This window comes from Stutzerimonas sp. 21-1 (genome assembly GCF_056336065.1).
In genome coordinates, this window is the sequence record NZ_CM150500.1 from 3049388 (window position 1) to 3064869 (window position 15482).

The following is a 15482-nucleotide window of genomic DNA, read 5'->3' on the forward strand; positions in this document are numbered from 1 at the left end:
GCCCCATGTGCTTGCCTGGCGGCTTGTGTCATCATGCCGCGACCGCAGACCAGCCGTATCCTCTATATGAACAGACTCGCTCCCCTCGTCGCCCTGCTGTTTCTCGCAGGCTGCCAGTCCATTGTGCCGAACACCCCCGACGAGGTGCCGCCGGTACAGGACGTCGCGCCTGCGACCGAACAAGCCGACGCCGGCGAGCGTGGCTCGTTCAGCCAGGAAACCCTGTATGCCCTGCTGGTCGCGGAACTTGCCGGCCAGCGCAACCGCTTCGACATTGCCCTGGGCAACTACGTCCAGCAGGCCAACGCGACTCAGGATCCGGGCGTTGCCGAACGCAGCTTCCGCATCGCCGAATACCTCGGGGCGGAACAGGCGGCATTGGATAGCGCACTGATCTGGGCGCGCAACGCCCCGGACAACCTCGACGCACAACGCGCCGCGGCGGTACAGCTGGCACGCGGCGGTCGCTACGAAGAGTCGCTGGAGTTCATGGAGAAGGTCCTGCAGGGCCAGGGCGACACGCATTTCGACTTCCTCGCGCTCTCCGCCGCCGAAACCGACCCGGACACCCGTGCCGGCCTGCTGCAGAGTTTCGAGCGCCTGCTGAAGAAGTACCCGGACAATCCGCAACTGGCCTTCGGCAAGGCCGTTCTGCTGCAACAGGATGGCAAGAGCGAGGAAGCGCTGGCCCTCCTGGAAGCGCAACCGAGTGCACAGCAGCAGGTGCCGTCGCTCCTGCTACAGGCGCGTCTGTTGCATGCGCTTGATCGCGGCGACGAAGCGCTCGCGCTGCTGGAAAAGGGCCTGCATCGCCATCCCGAAGACAAGCGTCTGCGGCTGACCTACGCGCGCTTGCTGGTGAAGCATGAACGCCTGGACGAGGCCATGAGCGAATTCGCCACACTGATCCAGCAGAACCCCACCGACGATGACCTGCGTTTCTCGATGGCACTGGTGTGCATGGAGGCCGAAGCCTGGCGCGAGGCCATCGTCTACCTGGAGGAGCTGATCGAGCGTGGCAGCCACGTCGACGCCGCGCAGTTCAACCTCGGTCGTGCGCAGCAGGCGCTGGGCGACCAGAACAAGGCGCTGCAGGCGTTCGCTCAGGTCGGTGCGGGCAACGAGTACCTGCCGGCCAAGCTGATGCAGAGCCAGCTGCTCTATTCGCTCGACCGCGACGAAGAGGCATCCCGGGTGCTGGCTAAGGCACGCGACGAGCAGCCCGACTACGCGATCCAGCTGTACCTGATCGAGATCGAAGCGCTTTCCGAGCACAACCGCACCACGCAGGCCTGGAAGCTCGTCCAGCAGGCCCTGGAGCAGTACCCCGACGATCTCAGTCTGCTCTACACCCGTGCGATGCTCGCCGAGAAGCGCGGCGATCTGGACCAGCTGGAGCGCGACCTGCGTTTCATCATCGAGCGCGAGCCGGACAACGCGATGGCCATCAACGCATTGGGCTACACCCTCGCCGATCGCACCGAACGCCACCAGGAAGCGCTGGAGCTGATCGAGCAAGCCTACCGGATCAACCCCGACGACCCAGCCATCATGGACAGTCTGGGCTGGGTGCATTTCCGCCTCGGCAACCTGCAGGAAGCGGAACGCCACCTGCGCAAGGCTTACGCGCAGTTCGCCGATCACGAAGTCGCCGCCCACCTCGGCGAAGTGCTCTGGGTCCGCGGCGAGCGCCGTGAAGCCCGGACGATCTGGGCGCAGGCCCTGCAGAAGGAGCCGGACAGCGCGGTCCTGCGCAGCACGCTCAAGCGCCTGACCGGCTCGGAGACGCCCTGAACATGCCGCTGCTGAACAAACTTCTCATCCCCTGCCTGGCCCTGCTGCTGGCCGGCTGTGCCGGCCTCGGTCCGCGCGAATCGGTCGAAGGGCCGGGCAACGCGACCGCCTGGAAGGAGCATCGCCGCCAGATCGCGGAGCTAGATGGCTGGCAGATCAGCGGCAAGATCGGCATCCGCGCCCCGCAGGAGTCGGGCAGCGGCACGCTGTTCTGGCTGCAGCGCCAGGACTATTTCGACATTCGCCTGTCCGGCCCGCTTGGCCGGGGCGCCACCCGTCTCACCGGCCGCCCGGACGCCGTGGCACTGGAAGTCGCCGGACAGGGCCGCTTCGAGGCCGACTCACCGGAAGCGTTGGTGGAGGCCCAACTGGGCTGGCAGCTACCGGTATCGCATCTGCTCTGGTGGGTGCGTGGTCTGCCGGCACCGGACAGCCGCAGCCGCTTGAGCCTGGACAGCGACAGCCGTCTGGCGCGTCTGGAGCAGGACGGCTGGCAGGTGGACTACCTCGCCTACGCCGAGCACGACGGCTTCAGCCTGCCCGAGCGCATCCGCCTGCAAGGTCACGAGCTGCAGATCATCCTCGTTGTCAAGGACTGGCAGCCGCGCCAGCTGGGACGCTGAATGCCCACGCTGACCCTGCCGGCACCGGCCAAACTCAACCTGATGCTGCACATTCTCGGTCGCCGCACCGATGGCTATCACGAGCTGCAGACGCTGTTCCAGTTCCTCGACTACGGCGACGAGCTGAGCTTCAGCCTGCGTGACGACGGCCAGATTCGCCTGCACACCGACCTGCCGGGAGTCGGCCACGACAGCAACCTGATCGTCCGCGCCGCACGCCTGTTGCAGCACGAGAGCGGCTGCACGCTGGGTGCCGACATCGAGCTGACCAAGCGCCTGCCGATGGGCGGTGGCATCGGCGGCGGCAGTTCGGATGCCGCCACTACGCTGGTCGGCCTCGATCACCTGTGGCGGCTCGATCTCGGCGAAGACCGCCTGGCGGAGCTGGGACTCGCACTCGGCGCCGATGTGCCGGTGTTCGTCCGCGGCCATGCGGCGTTTGCCGAAGGCGTCGGCGAGCGCCTGCAACCAGTCGATCTGGAGGAACCCTGGTTCCTCGTGCTAGCGCCGCAAGTCTCTGTTAGTACAGCGGAAATATTTGCCGACCCGGAGTTGACACGTAATACCCCGGCCATTACAGTTCGCAGCCTTCTTGCTGGGGGCGGTCATAACGATTGTCAGCCAGTGGTCGAAAGGCGTTATCCAGAGGTTCGTAACGCCTTGAGCTTGCTGAACAAATTCGTTCCGGCAAGCATGACCGGCACTGGAGCTTGTGTGTTTGGGAGCTTCCCAAACGAGGGCGAGGCTGATAAAGTCCGCCGCCAACTTCCAGCCAGTTTGCCAAGTTTCGTGGCCCGCGGTCGTAACGTTTCGATGTTGCATCGCGCCCTGAAACAGATGGCGCAGGAAGCCAGTGCGTAACAAACGAGCGGTACGATACAGGGGCGTCGCCAAGCGGTAAGGCACCAGGTTTTGATCCTGGCATGCGTTGGTTCGAATCCAGCCGCCCCTGCCATAACCTCTATCAGGTTCGTACGCATCGAGTCGCACGCGTTTTTTACTCTACAGGGGCGTCGCCAAGCGGTAAGGCACCAGGTTTTGATCCTGGCATGCGTTGGTTCGAATCCAGCCGCCCCTGCCATACACTTGAAGCTGTTCAAAAGCTTGCCTTTTGAACAGCTTTTTATTCATCGGACCCACCCTCAGGCAGGTACTGCGCGTGTCCAAGATGATGGTCTTCACGGGGAACGCCAACCCCGATCTGGCCCGGCGTGTCGTACGTCAGCTGCATATCCCCCTCGGTGATGCCTATGTCGGAAAGTTTTCCGACGGCGAGATTAGCGTCGAGATCAACGAAAATGTCCGCGGCAAGGACGTCTTCCTGATTCAACCGACCTGCGCCCCGACCAACGACAACCTGATGGAGCTGGTGGTGATGGCCGATGCCTTCCGCCGCTCCTCGGCGACGCGCATCACTGCCGTGGTGCCCTACTTCGGCTATGCCCGCCAGGATCGCCGTCCGCGTTCGGCCCGCGTGCCGATCAGCGCCAAGGTCGTCGCCGACATGCTCGACGTCGTTGGCGTCAACCGCGTCCTGACCGTCGACCTGCACGCCGATCAGATCCAGGGCTTCTTCGATATGCCGGTGGATAACATCTACGGCTCGCCGGTACTGGTCGATGACATCCAGGCCCAGCGCTTCGAAAACCTGATGATCGTCTCCCCCGATATCGGTGGCGTGGTACGCGCTCGCGCCGTGGCCAAGTCCCTCGGCGTTGATCTGGCGATCATCGACAAACGTCGGCCGAAGGCCAACCAGTCCGAAGTGATGCACATCATCGGCGATATCGAAGGCCGTACCTGCATCCTGGTCGACGACATGGTCGACACCGCCGGTACCCTGTGCCACGCCGCCAAGGCGCTGAAGGACCATGGCGCTGCCAAGGTCTACGCCTACTGCACGCACCCGATCCTGTCCGGCCGCGCCATCGAGAACATCGAAGGCTCCGTGCTTGACGAGCTGGTGGTGACCAACACCATCCCGCTGTCGGCCGCTGCGCAGTCGTGCAGCCGAATTCGCCAACTGGACATCGCGCCAGTGGTGGCTGAAGCGGTCCGCCGCATCAGCAATGCCGAATCGATCAGTGCGATGTTCCGCTAAGCGAAAGCTATCGAACACGCCCTGACGTAATGTGCCCCGCCTCGCGCGGGGCTTTTTGCCCAACAGCCCGAGCGCTGGTCGCAAGCGCGACGGGTATTGTTGTTACTGGAGAAACGAAATGACTGACTTCACCCTGAATGCCCAAGAGCGTTCCGACCTGGGGAAAGGTGCGAGCCGCCGCCTGCGTCGTAACGCCAACCTCGTGCCGGCCGTGATCTACGGTGGCGAAGCTGCGCCGCAATCGATCAGCATTCTGGCCAAAGATCTGGCCAAGATGCTGGAAAACGAAATCGCCTTCAGCAACATCATCAAGCTGAACGTCGACGGCAAAGGCCAGGACGTAGTGATCAAGGCGCTGCAGCGCCATCCGGCCAAGGGCTTCGTGCTGCACGCTGACTTCCAGCGCGTCGTTGCCGGCCAGAAGCTGATCGCCACCGTTCCGGTGCACCTGGTCAACCAGGAAAGCTCCATTGGCGTCAAGCAGCAGGGTGGCGAAATCTACCTGAACCTGCCGGATGCCGAAGTGACCTGCCTGCCGCAGGATCTGCCGGACTTCATCGAAGTCGACATTGCCCAGATGGAAGTCGGCCAGGTTCTGCACATGAGCGACCTGAAGCTGCCGAAAGGCGTTGCTTTCGTTGCCCTGCAGCATGGTAGCGACCTGCCGGTCGTTAACATTCACGCCCCGCGCGTGAGCAAGGAAGACGCTTCGAAAGAAGAAGGCGCTGCCGAGTAATCCACTCGCAGCTGCCCGCTGAGAAAAGAGGCCCCCGCCGTGACCGCCGTAAAACTGATCGTTGGCCTGGGAAATCCAGGCCCCGAATACGACCAGACCCGGCATAACGCGGGGGCTCTTTTCGTTGAGCGCCTGGCTGCCCGCGAGGGCGTCCAGCTGAGCGCTGACCGCAAGTACTTCGGCCTGGTCGGCAAGTTCAGCCATCAGGGCGAAGATATCCGCCTGCTGATCCCCACCACCTATATGAACCGCAGCGGTCAGGCGGTGGCGGCACTGGCTGGCTTCTTCCGAATTCCCCTCGAGTCCATCCTGGTTGCCCACGATGAACTCGATATGCCCCCCGGCGTCGCCAAGCTCAAGCAGGGCGGCGGTCATGGCGGGCACAACGGGCTGCGCGACATCATCGCCAAGCTCGGTAATCAGAACGGCTTCCATCGCCTGCGCCTGGGCATCGGCCATCCCGGCCACGCCAGCCTGGTCAGCGGCTATGTACTGGGTCGTGCTCCGCAAGCTGAGCGCGAGAAGCTCGACGCCAGCATCGACTTCGCGCTGGATGTCGTGCCGCAGATCCTGGATGGCGACTGGACCCGCGCCATGCAGCGCCTGCACAGCCAGAAGGCCTGAACCTAACTCCGAGGCAAGATCATCATGGGATTCAACTGCGGCATCGTCGGTCTGCCCAATGTCGGCAAGTCCACTCTGTTCAATGCGCTGACCAAATCCGGCATCGCGGCGGAGAACTTCCCGTTCTGCACCATCGAACCGAACAGCGGGATCGTGCCGATGCCCGATGCCCGTCTCGCCGCGCTGGCCGAGATCGTCAAGCCCGAGCGCGTGCTGCCGACCACGATGGAGTTCGTCGACATCGCCGGCCTCGTCGCGGGCGCCTCCAAAGGTGAAGGCCTGGGCAACAAGTTCCTCGCCAATATCCGCGAGACCGACGCTATCGCCCACGTGGTGCGCTGCTTCGAGGACGACAACGTCATCCACGTTTCCAACTCGGTTGATCCCAAGCGCGATATCGAGATCATCGACCTCGAATTGATCTTCGCCGACCTCGACAGCTGCGAAAAGCAGCTGCAGAAGGTGGCGCGCAACGCCAAGGGTGGCGACAAGGAAGCCCTGGCGCAGAAGGCGCTGCTGGAGAAGCTGATCCCGCATTTCACCGAAGGCAAGCCGGCGCGCTCGCTGCTGAAGAACCTCGGTGACGAAGAGAAGCGTCTGGTCCGCGGCTTCCACCTGCTGACCAGCAAGCCGGTGATGTACATCGCCAACGTTGCCGAGGACGGCTTCGAGAACAACCCGCACCTCGACGTGGTGAAAGCCATCGCCGAGGAGGAAGGCGCCATCGTGGTGCCGGTCTGCAACAAGATCGAGGCGGAGATCGCCGAGCTGGACGACGGCGAAGAGAAGGACATGTTCCTCGAGGCGCTGGGCCTGGAAGAGCCGGGCCTGAACCGCGTCATCCGTGCCGGCTATGAAATGCTCGGGCTGCAGACCTACTTCACCGCCGGCGTGAAGGAAGTGCGTGCCTGGACCGTGAAGATCGGCGCCACCGCACCCCAGGCCGCGGCGGTGATCCACACCGATTTCGAGAAAGGCTTCATCCGCGCCGAAGTCATCGCCTACGACGACTTCATCCAGTACAAGGGCGAAGCCGGTGCCAAAGAAGCGGGCAAATGGCGCCTGGAAGGCAAGGAATACATCGTCAAGGATGGCGACGTGATGCACTTCCGCTTCAACGTCTGACGCCTCCCCCGCCTCAGCAAGGCCCCGCGCGATCACCTCGCCGGGGCCTTTTTCTTTTCAGCGCACCCGCAACAGCCGCGCTCATTCATCTCTCCTTCCCGTAAGCGCATCGATTCTGAAATCACTGGCTATGCTGCGGATAACGACGGCCGAGACGCGTCCCAAGTCCGTAGCGCAACCGCTCGGCCGTGGCATTTGACAGTGGCACCCGACAGCATTACGTTAACGTAAAGGTAACAAGCCTGACGCAGCTGTTTTCGGCCGCTCGAACAGAACAATTACAAGACCTACAGGTACCCTCCATGAGTTACTCCAGCCTCAACTTCGCCCTAGGCGAAACCATCGACATGCTGCGCGAGCAGGTGCAGGCCTTCGTCGCCGCCGAGCTGGCGCCGCGCGCCGAGGCCATCGACCGTGACAACCTGTTCCCGGCCGACATGTGGAAGAAATTCGGCGAGATGGGCCTGCTCGGCGTAACCGTCTCCGAGGAATACGGCGGCGCCGGCCTCGGCTACCTGGCCCACGTCGTGGCGATGGAAGAGATCAGCCGCGGCTCGGCCTCGGTCGCCCTCTCCTACGGCGCGCATTCCAACCTGTGCGTCAACCAGATCAACCGCAACGGCACGCCCGCGCAGAAGGCCAAGTACCTGCCCAAGCTGATCAGCGGCGAGCACGTGGGCGCACTGGCCATGAGCGAGCCGAATGCCGGTTCCGACGTGGTGTCCATGAAGCTGCGCGCCGACCGCAAGGGCGACCGCTTCGTGCTCAACGGCAGCAAGACCTGGATCACCAACGGTCCGGACGCCAACACCTACGTGATCTACGCCAAGACCGACCTGGACAAGGGTCCGCACGGCATCACCGCGTTCATCGTCGAGCGCGACTGGAAGGGTTTCTCCCGCGGCAACAAGTTCGACAAGCTGGGTATGCGCGGCTCCAACACCTGCGAGCTGTTCTTCGATGATGTCGAGGTACCGGAAGAGAACGTGCTGGGCGTCGAGAACGGCGGCGTCAAGGTGCTGATGAGCGGCCTGGATTACGAGCGCGTGGTGCTCGCTGGCGGCCCGACCGGGATCATGCAGGCCTGCCTCGACGTGGTGGTGCCCTACATTCACGACCGCAAGCAGTTCGGCCAGAGCATCGGCGAGTTCCAGTTCATCCAGGGCAAGGTGGCGGACATGTACACCCAGCTCAACGCCAGCCGCGCCTACCTGTATGCCGTCGCCCAGGCCTGCGACCGCGGCGAAACCACCCGCAAGGACGCCGCCGGGGTGATCCTCTACACCGCCGAAAACGCCACGCAGATGGCCCTGCAGGCGATCCAGATCCTCGGTGGCAACGGCTATATCAACGAATTTCCCACCGGCCGCCTGCTGCGCGACGCCAAGCTCTACGAGATCGGCGCCGGCACCAGCGAAATACGCCGCATGCTGATCGGCCGCGAGCTGTTCAACGAGTCCAAGTGAGCCTACCCGGTCGTAGGGTGGAAAACCGCGAAGCGTTTTCCACCGCAGCGCCATCCACGACGGAATGAACGGAGCCGACCATGGCCATCCTGCATACCCAGATCAATACCCGCTCGCCGGAGTTCGCCGCCAACCGCGCGGCGATGCTCGACCAGGTGAACGACCTGCGCGCCCTGCTCGGCCGCGTCAGCGAAGGCGGCGGCGCCACCGCCCAGCAGCGCCATGTGTCGCGCTGCAAGCTGCTGGTGCGCGCGCGCATCGACACGCTGCTCGACACCGGCTCGGCCTTCCTCGAACTGGCGCCGCTGGCCGCCCATGAGGTGTACGGCGAGGACGTCGCCGCCGCCGGCGTGGTCGCCGGCATCGGCCGCGTCGAAGGCGTCGAGTGCATGATCATCGCCAACGACGCCACCGTGAAGGGCGGCAGCTACTACCCGCTGACCGTGAAGAAGCACCTGCGCGCGCAGACCGTGGCCCGCGAGAACCGCCTGCCGTGCATCTACCTGGTGGACTCCGGCGGCGCCAACCTGCCGCGCCAGGACGAGGTGTTCCCCGACCGCGAGCACTTCGGCCGCATCTTCTTCAACCAGGCCAACCTGAGCGCGCTGGGCATTCCGCAGATCGCCGTGGTGATGGGCTCCTGCACCGCCGGCGGCGCCTATGTGCCGGCGATGGCCGACGAAACCATCATGGTGCGCAACCAGGCGACCATCTTCCTGGCCGGCCCGCCGCTGGTGAAGGCCGCCACCGGCGAGGTGGTGACCGCCGAGGAACTGGGCGGCGCCGACGTGCACTGCAAGGCCTCCGGGGTCGCCGACCACTACGCCGAGAACGACGAGCACGCGCTGGCCCTCGCCCGCCGCTGCGTGGCCAACCTCAACTGGCGCAAGCTCGGCCAGCTGCAGAGCCGCGAGCCGCGCGCGCCGCTGTACGCGGCCGAGGAGCTGTACGGGGTGATCCCGGCGCAGGCCAAGCAGCCCTACGACGTGCGCGAAGTGATCGCGCGGCTGGTGGATGGCAGCGAATTCGATGAATTCAAGGCGCTGTTCGGCACCACGCTGGTCTGCGGCTTCGCCCACCTGCACGGCTACCCGATCGCCATCCTCGCCAACAACGGCATCCTGTTTTCCGAGGCCGCGCAGAAGGGCGCGCACTTCATCGAACTGGCCTGCCAGCGCGGCGTGCCGCTGCTGTTTCTGCAGAACATCACCGGCTTCATGGTTGGCCAGAAGTACGAGGCCGGCGGCATTGCCAAGCATGGCGCCAAGCTGGTCACCGCGGTGGCCTGCGCCCAGGTGCCGAAGTTCACCGTGCTGATCGGCGGCAGCTTCGGCGCCGGCAACTACGGCATGTGCGGACGCGCCTACGACCCGCGCTTCCTGTGGATGTGGCCCAACGCGCGCATCGCCGTGATGGGTGGCGAACAGGCCGCCGGCGTGCTCGCCCAGGTCAAGCAGGAGCAGAGCGAACGCGCCGGCAAGCGCCTCGGCGACGACGAGGTGGCGGCCATCAAGCAGCCGATCCTCGAGCAGTACGAGCGCCAGGGCCATCCCTATTACTCCAGCGCGCGGCTGTGGGACGACGGCGTGATCGACCCGGCGCAGACCCGCGAGGTGCTGGGGCTGGCGCTGTCCGCCGCGTTGAACGCGCCGATCGAGCCGACCCGCTTCGGCGTGTTCCGCATGTAATCCGTGCCGCCGGCAGCCGAGCGCGCCGGCGCCTGCAGTCGCATCGAGGATGCCGAGATGACCGATTTCCAGACCATCGAACTGAACAAAGACGCGCGCGGCGTGGCCACCCTCTGGCTCAACCGCGCGGACAAGAACAATGCCTTCGACGCCCAGGTGATCGGCGAACTGAACGCAGCACTGGCCCAGGTGCAGGACGATGCGGGCATCCGCTTCCTTATCCTGCGCGGGCGCGGCAAGCACTTTTCCGCCGGCGCCGACCTGGGCTGGATGCGCGAATCGGCGCGGCTCGACTACCAGGCCAACCTGGACGACGCCCACCAGCTCGGCGAGCTGATGGAGCGTCTCCACCAGTTGCCGCAGCCGACCCTGGCCGTGGTGCAGGGCGCGGCGTTCGGCGGCGCGCTGGGACTGATCGCCTGCTGCGACATGGCCATCGGCGCCAGCGACGCGCTGTTCTGCCTGTCGGAAGTGCGCATCGGCCTGGCCCCGGCGGTGATCAGCCCGTTCGTGGTCAAGGCCATCGGCGAGCGCGCCGCGCGGCGCTACGCGCTGACCGCCGAGCGCTTCGACGGCACCCGCGCCCGCGAGCTCGGCCTGCTCGCCGAGACCTACCCGGCCGGCGAGCTGGACGCAGCCCTCCAGCGCTGGGTCGACAACCTGCTGCTCAACAGCCCGCAGGCGCTCAAGGCCTGCAAGGCGCTGCTGCTGGAAGTCGGCGATGGCGATTACGACGCCGCGCTGCGCCAGACCACCGAACAGGCCATCGCCCGCCTGCGCACCAGCCCGGAAGGCCAGGAGGGCCTGAGCGCCTTCCTGGAGAAACGCACCCCCGCCTGGCAGGAGAACCAGCCATGAACCGTTCCATCGATACCCTGCTGGTGGCCAACCGTGGCGAGATCGCCTGCCGGGTGATGCGCACCGCCAAGGCCCTGGGCCTGACCACCGTCGCCGTGCACAGCGCCGTCGACGCCAGCGCCCGGCACGCCCGCGAGGCGGACATCCGCATCGACCTGGGCGGCGCCAAGCCGGCCGACAGCTACCTGCGCATCGACAAGCTGATCGAGGCGGCCAAGGCCAGCGGCGCCCAGGCCATCCACCCCGGCTACGGTTTTCTCTCGGAAAACGCCGCGTTCGCCCGCGCCATCGAGCAGGCCGGGCTGATCTTCCTCGGCCCGCCCGCCTCGGCCATCGACGCCATGGGCAGCAAGTCCGCGGCCAAGGTGCTGATGGAAGCCGCCGGCGTGCCGCTGGTGCCGGGCTACCACGGCGAAGCACAGGACGTGGAAACCTTCCGCGCCGCCGCCGAGGTGATCGGCTATCCGGTGCTGCTCAAGGCCACCGCCGGCGGCGGCGGCAAGGGCATGAAGGTGGTCGAGCGCGAGGCGGACCTGGCCGAGGCGCTGGCCTCCGCGCAGCGCGAGGCGCAGTCGTCGTTCGGCGATTCGCGCATGCTGGTGGAGAAGTACGTGCTCAAGCCGCGCCACGTGGAGATCCAGGTATTCGCCGACCAGCACGGCAACTGCCTGTACCTCAACGAGCGCGACTGCTCGATCCAGCGTCGCCACCAGAAGGTGGTCGAGGAGGCCCCGGCGCCCGGCATGACCCCGGCGCTGCGCCGCGCCATGGGCGAAGCGGCGGTGAAGGCCGCCCAGGCCATCGGCTACGTTGGCGCCGGCACCGTGGAATTCCTGCTGGACGCGCGCGGCGACTTCTTCTTCACGGAAATGAACACCCGCCTGCAGGTGGAGCACCCGGTCACCGAGGCCATCACCGGCCTGGACCTGGTGGCCTGGCAGATTCGCGTCGCCCGGGGCGAGCCGCTGCCGATCCGCCAGGAACAGGTGCCGCTGCGCGGCCACGCCATCGAGGTGCGCCTGTACGCCGAGGACCCGGACAACGACTTCCTGCCCGCCACCGGCACCCTCGATCTGTACCGCGAAGCCGCCGCCGGCCCGGGCCGCCGCGTGGACAGCGGCGTCGCCGAGGGCGACACGGTGTCGCCGTTCTACGACCCGATGCTCGGCAAGCTGATCGCCTGGGGCGAGAACCGCGAGGAGGCGCGCCTGCGCCTGTTGGCCATGCTCGACGAAACCGCGGTCGGCGGCGTGCGCACCAACCTGGCGTTCCTGCGCCGGGTGGTCGGCCACCGCGCCTTCGCCGAGGCCGAGCTGGACACCGGCTTCATCCCGCGCCACGAACGCGAGCTGCTGCGCCCGGCCGGCGAGCTGTCGGAGGCCTTCTGGCAGCAGGCGGCCGACTGTTTCGTGCGCAACGCCGGCGCCCGCGTGCGCGAGGACGACGCGCATTCGCCGTGGTCCCGGCGCGACGGGCTGCGCTTCGGTCTGCCGGCGCGGATCAGCCTGCACCTGCAGTGCAACGGCGAGAGCCGCCGGTTGACGGTCGATCCGACAGCGCAGCAGTCGAACGCCCGGTCGCCCAGGGCGATCCGCCAGGGCGATGCGCTGTATCTGCAATGGAACGGCGAGTGGCTGGCGGTGCGCGCCTTCGACCCGATCGCCGAAGCCGAGGCCAGTCACGAGCAGCACGGCGGCCTGACCGCGCCGATGAACGGCAGTATCGTGCGCGTGCTGGTCGAGGCCGGGCAGCAGGTCGAGGCCGGCAGCGCGCTGATCGTGCTGGAGGCGATGAAGATGGAGCACAGCATCCGCAGCGCCCAGGCCGGCGTGGTCAAGCGCCTGTTCTGCAGCGAGGGCGAGATGGTCAGCGAAGGCGCGGTGCTGCTGGAGATGGAGGAGGCCTGACGGTTGTAAAGGTGGACAAGGCTTCGCCGTTGTCCACCCTACGCACGAACGCAAGGCCGTAGGGTGGAAAACGCCGCAGGCTTTTCCACCGGTAGCCGGACGCCTCGGCTGACACACATGAACCGGCGAGCCCGCCAATCGCGCTCGCCCCTGGAGGACATATGAGCCTGCCCAAACAGGTCCGTCTGGTCGAAGTTGGCCCGCGTGACGGTCTGCAGAACGAGCGCCAGCCGATCAGCGTGGCCGACAAGGTGCGCCTGGTGAACGACCTGAGCGCCGCCGGCCTGTCCTATATCGAGGTCGGCAGCTTCGTGTCGCCCAAGTGGGTGCCGCAGATGGCCGGCTCGGCCGAGGTGTTCGCGCAGATCGAGCGCAAGGCCGGCGTCACCTATGCCGCTCTGACGCCGAACCTGAAGGGACTGGAAGCGGCCATCGAAGCCGGGGTGCGGGAAGTCGCGGTGTTCGCCGCCGCGTCCGAAGCCTTCTCGCAGAAGAACATCAACTGCTCCATCGCCGAGAGCCTCGCACGCTTCGCGCCTTTGATGGAGGCTGCCCGCGATCAGGACATCCGCGTGCGCGGCTACGTGTCCTGCGTGCTCGGCTGCCCCTACGAAGGTGAAGTGGCGCCAGCCAAGGTCGCCGAAGTGGCCCGCGAGCTGTATGCCATGGGCTGCTACGAGGTTTCCCTGGGCGACACCATCGGCACTGGCACACCGGGCAAGACCCGCACCCTGTTCGATACCGTGGCCCGCGAACTGCCGCGCGAACGGTTGGCCGGGCATTTCCACGACACCTACGGCCAGGCACTGGCGAATATCTATGCCAGCCTGCTGGAAGGCATCGCCGTGTTCGACAGCTCGGTGGCCGGGCTCGGCGGCTGCCCCTACGCCAAGGGTGCCAGCGGCAACGTCGCCAGCGAGGACGTGCTGTACATGTTCAACGGGCTGGACATAGCCACCGGCATCGACCTCGATGCGCTGATCGCCGCCGGCGACCGCATCAGCCACGTGCTGGGCCGCGTCAACGGCTCGCGGGTGGCACGCGCCCGCCATGCAGGCTGATCGGCATCGTTGTTGCATTGACGCATTCACCCCGTGGCCGGTTCAGCCGCGGGCACGGACACAACAATAAGTAGAGGTATTTCATGAACAAGCTCTACCCCAGCGCCGCCCACGCCCTGGAAGGCCTGGTCGAGGACGGCATGACGCTGGCCGTCGGCGGCTTTGGCCTGTGCGGCATCCCCGAAGCATTGATCGCTGCCTTGCGCGACTCCGGGAAGAAGAACCTTACCGCCATCAGCAACAACGCCGGCGTCGACGGCTTCGGCCTCGGCCTGCTGCTGGAAACGCGGCAGATCAGCAAGATGATTTCCTCCTACGTGGGCGAGAACAAAGAGTTCGAGCGCCAGTACCTGGCCGGCGAGCTGCAGCTGGAATTCACCCCGCAGGGCACCCTGGCCGAGAAGCTGCGCGCCGGCGGCGCGGGCATTCCGGCGTTCTACACCAGGACCGGCTACGGCACCCTGGTCGCCGAAGGCAAGGAGACCCGCCAGTTCAACGGCGAGTGGTACGTGATGGAGGAATCGCTGACCGCCGACGTCGCGCTGGTCAAGGCATGGAAGGCCGACAAGGCCGGCAACCTGCTGTTTCGCAAGACCGCGCGCAACTTCAACCCGCTGGCAGCGATGGCCGGCAAGGTCTGCGTCGTCGAGGTGGAGGAGATCGTCGAGACCGGCGAGCTGGACCCGGACCAGATCCACCTGCCGGGTATCTACGTGCAACGCATCGTGCACAACCCCAACCCGGAAAAACGCATCGAAAAACGCACGGTGAGGAGCTGAGACCATGGCCTGGACACGTGAACAGATGGCGCAACGCGCCGCCGCCGAGCTGCAGGACGGCTTCTACGTCAACCTCGGCATCGGCCTGCCGACCCTGGTCGCCAACTACATCCCCGAAGGCATGGACGTCTGGCTGCAGAGCGAAAACGGCCTGCTCGGCATCGGCCCCTTCCCCAGCGAGGAAGAGATCGACCCGGACCTGATCAACGCCGGCAAGCAGACCGTCACCGCCCTGCCCGGCTCGAGCTTCTTCGACAACGCGCAGAGCTTCGCGATGATCCGTGGCGGCCACATCAACCTCGCGATTCTCGGCGCCATGCAGGTGTCGGAAAAAGGCGACCTGGCCAACTGGATGATCCCCGGCAAGATGGTCAAGGGCATGGGTGGCGCGATGGACCTGGTGGCCGGCGTCAAGCGCGTGGTGGTGCTGATGGAGCACACCGCCAAGGGCGATGCGCACAAGATCCTACCGGCGTGCGACCTGCCGCTGACCGGCGTCGGCGTGGTCGACCGGATCATCACCGACCTCGCCGTGCTGGACGTCACCGAGCAGAGCCTGAAGCTGGTCGAGCTGGCCGAGGGCGTCAGCTTCGAGGCGTTGCAGCAGGCCACCGGCTGCCCGATCCAGCGCTGAACCGCACGCGCGCAATGCCCGGCGCCCACCGCCCGGCATCGCGTGCCACGCCGGGGACTGGCGCCAGCACTGGCCAGTCACCTGCG

The 15482-nt window shown here is 66.0% G+C and carries 14 protein-coding genes and 2 tRNA genes; all 16 read left to right on the forward strand.

Going from position 1 to position 15482, the window contains the following annotated elements; all coding sequences use genetic code 11:
• Positions 1-66: 66 nt before the first annotated feature.
• Positions 67-1794: a tetratricopeptide repeat protein gene (locus AC0ZJQ_RS14825; protein ID WP_476476851.1), complete on the forward strand. Its 1728-nt coding sequence runs from the start codon at positions 67-69 to the stop codon at positions 1792-1794.
• 2 nt (positions 1795-1796) lie between these two features.
• Positions 1797-2417, forward strand: a complete 621-nt coding sequence (gene lolB, locus AC0ZJQ_RS14830; protein ID WP_155550164.1) for a lipoprotein insertase outer membrane protein LolB — start codon at positions 1797-1799, stop codon at positions 2415-2417.
• Positions 2418-3278 (forward strand): 4-(cytidine 5'-diphospho)-2-C-methyl-D-erythritol kinase, encoded by an 861-nt coding sequence (ispE, locus tag AC0ZJQ_RS14835; protein WP_155550163.1) that lies wholly within the window; start codon positions 2418-2420, stop codon positions 3276-3278.
• Between the two features lie 19 nt (positions 3279-3297).
• Positions 3298-3372 (forward strand) — tRNA-Gln (locus tag AC0ZJQ_RS14840).
• A gap of 51 nt (positions 3373-3423) precedes the next feature.
• A tRNA-Gln gene (locus AC0ZJQ_RS14845) sits at positions 3424-3498 on the forward strand.
• A 78-nt stretch (positions 3499-3576) separates the two neighbouring features.
• Positions 3577-4518, forward strand: a complete 942-nt coding sequence (locus AC0ZJQ_RS14850; protein ID WP_037041197.1) for a ribose-phosphate pyrophosphokinase — start codon at positions 3577-3579, stop codon at positions 4516-4518.
• A 118-nt stretch (positions 4519-4636) separates the two neighbouring features.
• Positions 4637-5254 carry a 50S ribosomal protein L25/general stress protein Ctc gene (locus tag AC0ZJQ_RS14855; protein WP_008567060.1) on the forward strand — a complete coding sequence of 206 codons (618 nt, stop codon included), beginning with the start codon at positions 4637-4639 and terminating at the stop codon, positions 5252-5254.
• Positions 5255-5293: 39 nt separating this feature from the next.
• Positions 5294-5878 carry an aminoacyl-tRNA hydrolase gene (gene pth, locus AC0ZJQ_RS14860; protein WP_043297480.1) on the forward strand — a complete coding sequence of 195 codons (585 nt, stop codon included), beginning with the start codon at positions 5294-5296 and terminating at the stop codon, positions 5876-5878.
• Between the two features lie 24 nt (positions 5879-5902).
• Positions 5903-7003 (forward strand): redox-regulated ATPase YchF, encoded by a 1101-nt coding sequence (ychF, locus tag AC0ZJQ_RS14865; protein ID WP_008567062.1) that lies wholly within the window; start codon positions 5903-5905, stop codon positions 7001-7003.
• 302 nt (positions 7004-7305) lie between these two features.
• The gene (locus AC0ZJQ_RS14870; RefSeq protein ID WP_476476852.1) at positions 7306-8469 is read left to right on the forward strand and encodes an isovaleryl-CoA dehydrogenase; all 1164 of its coding nucleotides are present in this window, start codon (positions 7306-7308) and stop codon (positions 8467-8469) included.
• An 80-nt stretch (positions 8470-8549) separates the two neighbouring features.
• The gene (locus AC0ZJQ_RS14875; RefSeq protein ID WP_476476853.1) at positions 8550-10157 is read left to right on the forward strand and encodes a carboxyl transferase domain-containing protein; all 1608 of its coding nucleotides are present in this window, start codon (positions 8550-8552) and stop codon (positions 10155-10157) included.
• A 57-nt stretch (positions 10158-10214) separates the two neighbouring features.
• Positions 10215-11015, forward strand: coding sequence for a gamma-carboxygeranoyl-CoA hydratase (locus AC0ZJQ_RS14880; RefSeq protein WP_476476854.1), 801 nt, complete (start codon positions 10215-10217; stop codon positions 11013-11015).
• Entirely contained in the window at positions 11012-12922 is a 1911-nt protein-coding gene (locus AC0ZJQ_RS14885) for an acetyl/propionyl/methylcrotonyl-CoA carboxylase subunit alpha (protein WP_476476855.1), read from the forward strand. Before AC0ZJQ_RS14880 ends, AC0ZJQ_RS14885 begins: the two co-directional genes overlap by 4 nt.
• A 161-nt stretch (positions 12923-13083) precedes the next feature.
• Positions 13084-13983: a hydroxymethylglutaryl-CoA lyase gene (locus AC0ZJQ_RS14890; protein WP_476476856.1), complete on the forward strand. Its 900-nt coding sequence runs from the start codon at positions 13084-13086 to the stop codon at positions 13981-13983.
• An 83-nt stretch (positions 13984-14066) separates the two neighbouring features.
• Entirely contained in the window at positions 14067-14762 is a 696-nt protein-coding gene (locus AC0ZJQ_RS14895) for a CoA transferase subunit A (RefSeq protein WP_476476857.1), read from the forward strand.
• A 4-nt stretch (positions 14763-14766) separates the two neighbouring features.
• Positions 14767-15396, forward strand: coding sequence for a CoA transferase subunit B (locus AC0ZJQ_RS14900; RefSeq protein ID WP_476476858.1), 630 nt, complete (start codon positions 14767-14769; stop codon positions 15394-15396).
• The last annotated feature ends 86 nt before the right edge of the window (positions 15397-15482 follow it).